At 65.3% G+C, this 2,655-nt stretch carries 3 protein-coding genes; 2 read left to right on the forward strand and 1 reads right to left on the reverse strand.

Annotated elements, in window-relative coordinates; all coding sequences use genetic code 11:
- Nucleotides 1-120 precede the first annotated feature (120 nt).
- Nucleotides 121-246, reverse strand: coding sequence for a hypothetical protein (locus tag GGD61_RS41400; protein ID WP_283814604.1), 126 nt, complete (start codon nt 244-246; stop codon nt 121-123).
- 273 nt (nt 247-519) lie between these two features.
- Between GGD61_RS41400 and GGD61_RS41170 the strand changes: the two genes are divergently transcribed.
- Nucleotides 520-1,665, forward strand: coding sequence for a hypothetical protein (locus GGD61_RS41170; RefSeq protein WP_246786228.1), 1,146 nt, complete (start codon nt 520-522; stop codon nt 1,663-1,665).
- Between the two features lie 300 nt (nt 1,666-1,965).
- Nucleotides 1,966-2,373 carry a hypothetical protein gene (locus GGD61_RS41175; protein ID WP_246786229.1) on the forward strand — a complete coding sequence of 136 codons (408 nt, stop codon included), beginning with the start codon at nt 1,966-1,968 and terminating at the stop codon, nt 2,371-2,373.
- Nucleotides 2,374-2,655: the final 282 nt, after the last annotated feature.

Below are 2,655 nucleotides of genomic sequence, written 5' to 3' on the forward strand. Positions count from 1 at the left end.
ACTTGATGGAAGCCACTGTGGACCCTTGCCCCGGGGTCCCGATTGGATGCCGATCACCCCGAAAACGGGGTCCTTATTCCATGCCGAAACACACTTGATTGTCCACTGGCATGGCGGCGATCACACGGCATTGCAGGCGAGGAAGAACCGCACCGCTGGAGCACCGCGGCAGATGTGGTCGATCTCGTTCGTGTCCTCGCGCGTCAGATGAGCGACCATGCGGGCAAGGATGTCAGTCAACCGCACCTGCGGATCGTCTCACCTCCCCGGCAACATTGCTGCGAAGGCTCGAGCCCGATCCCTCGGCGAGGCATGGCGGTCGGCAAGGGCAGCTAGGCGCCGCTGGAGCGCGGGCGGAAGCACTCCCACACCCGCGCCTATGTGCTCCAGCGCCCGAGGGCGGGGCCAGGGCCCGTCAAGCTGCTCGGCGAGCACGACGAGGCGCTGTTGGAGCCCGGGCTCAAACTCTGCCAGGTGCGCGCAGAGGCGCTCCAGAGCCCAGGAGCAATACCGGGGCTCGTGAAGCTGCTCGGCCAGCACGACGAGGCGCTGTTGGAGCCCGGGCTCAAGCCCTGCCACTCCCGCGGCCAGGCCGGCCAGAGCCTGGGCGCGCTCCTCGGGCTCCTCAAACTGCTCGGCGAGGACGACGAGGCGCTCCTGGAACTCGGGCGCAAGCCCTCCCATGCCCTCGCCGAGGCCCTCCAGAGCGCGGGCGCGATCCTCGGGCACGGCAAGCTGCTCTGCAAGGACGACGAGGCGCTCCTGGAGCGCGGGCGCAAGTCCGGCCACGCCCAGGGCGAGGCCGTCCAGGGCCAAGACGTGATGTTCGGGATCAAGCCGCTCGGCGAGGACGACGAGGCGCTCCTGGAACTCGGGCGCAAGCCCTGCCATGCCCGCGCCCAGCCCCGTCAGGGCCCAGGCGCGATGCGCGAGCTCGGGAAGCTGCTCGGCGAGCACGACGAGGCGCTTCTGGAGCCCGGGCCCAAGCTCTGCCATGCCCCAGCCCAGGTTGGCCAGAGCCTGGGCGCGCTCCTCGGGCTCGTCAAACTGCTCGGCGAGGACGACGAGGCGCTCCTGGAGCTCAGGCGCAAGCCCCCCGGCCATGCCCGCGCCGAAGCCTGCCAGGGCCTGGACTCGATGCTCGGGGAAGGCAAGCCGCTCGGCGAGGACGACGAGGCGCTCCTCGAGCTCGGGCGCAAGCCCTGCCATTCCCACGGCGAGACCCTCCAGCGCCTGGACTCGATGCTCGGGCTCGTCAAACTTCTCGGCGAGGACGACGAGGCGCTCCTGGAACTCGGGCGCAAGCCCTGCCATGCCCACGGCGAGACCCTTCAGGGCCGAGACGCGATCTGCGGGGTCGTCAATCTGCTCTGCAAGGGCGACGAGGCGCTCTTGGAGCGCGGGCGCAAGCCCAGCCATACCCGCGCCGAAGCCCGCCAGAGCTCGGACGCGATGCGCGGGCTCGGCAAGCTGCTCTGCAAGGGCGACGAGGCGCTCGTGGAGCGCGGGCGCAAGCCCTACCACGCCCGCGCCGAGGCTCTCCAGAGCCCGGGCGCGGCGCGCGGGGTCGTCCACACCCTCGGCGAGGCCGACGAGATCCTCCTGCTGCGCCCCCTTCAGGCAATCGAAGTTCGGCGCAAGTGCTTTGAGCACGCCAGGCGCTAGCAGCCCAGCAAGGCGATCTGCGCTGTTTCGTCCGCGCGCCGTCAACGCATTCCAGATGAACTGAACCTGGATCGCTCTCTGGCACCGTTCGCGAACCTCCGAAGAAAGCTGGGCGGCATTACGCAGTCGGCTACTTGTTTGTGACATACTCAGCAGATCGATCGGCGTGAGCTTCTTGAACACCGCCTCCAAAATTTCCTGCGGTTGGTCGATTAAGTCCGGCGGTAGTCTGGTTAAGTCAGGTCGGCCAAGGTCCCCGATGATGCGCAGGTTGTTGCGAGAGGAGGGAGCGCTGTCCTGTTGAAGCTCAACGCGCGTCTGCTCCACGACAAAACAGGACGATTGGCCGGCTTGTTCAAGGCTAACATCCGGTCCCGGATCATCCGCGCCATCAGCTTCGCGGGTGTGAAAACCGGAAATGCTGGCTTTGCCAAGCCCATCAATGCCTCTCATCATCCATCTCCTACAGGCATCGAAGCGGTCGCGACTACCGCATTGGCCGTCTTCCTCCTCTCCGCGCGTGCCAAAGTAGAAGTTCACGAGGTCCGAAACAAATATCCCTTCATTATGAAGCGATATTCCATGACTATGCCAACAGGAGCCGCAGACTGGTGGATCAAAGGCATGTCCATCGCAGTTGAAAATTGCGCCACGAGCTATGCTTGGTCTGGGAGACGGAGTCGATCAGGGGGGCTTGGGTCAGAATGACCTTGATGTCGGCGAATCTGGCTACCGGCGATGATCTTCGGCAACTGATTTGTGCCAGACGCCAGGTGTGCGAGGCCGCATCAGCTTGAATGCCATCAGCTTGGCGCGGGTGATAACGATTTTTGTCCGACTGAGCTGGCTCCGGTTGTCTGAACAGCAATTCCGCGTCGATAAGTGGAGCTTGTGTCAGAGTTAGGCTGCCGCGCGGAACGGCAGCGGGTTGAAGTAAGCTTGATCCGGGGTGCCGCCGTCAAGGCTCGAGTGGGGACGCCGGCCATTGTA

The organism is Bradyrhizobium sp. SBR1B, from assembly GCF_014198205.1.
Lineage (GTDB): Bacteria > Pseudomonadota > Alphaproteobacteria > Rhizobiales > Xanthobacteraceae > Bradyrhizobium.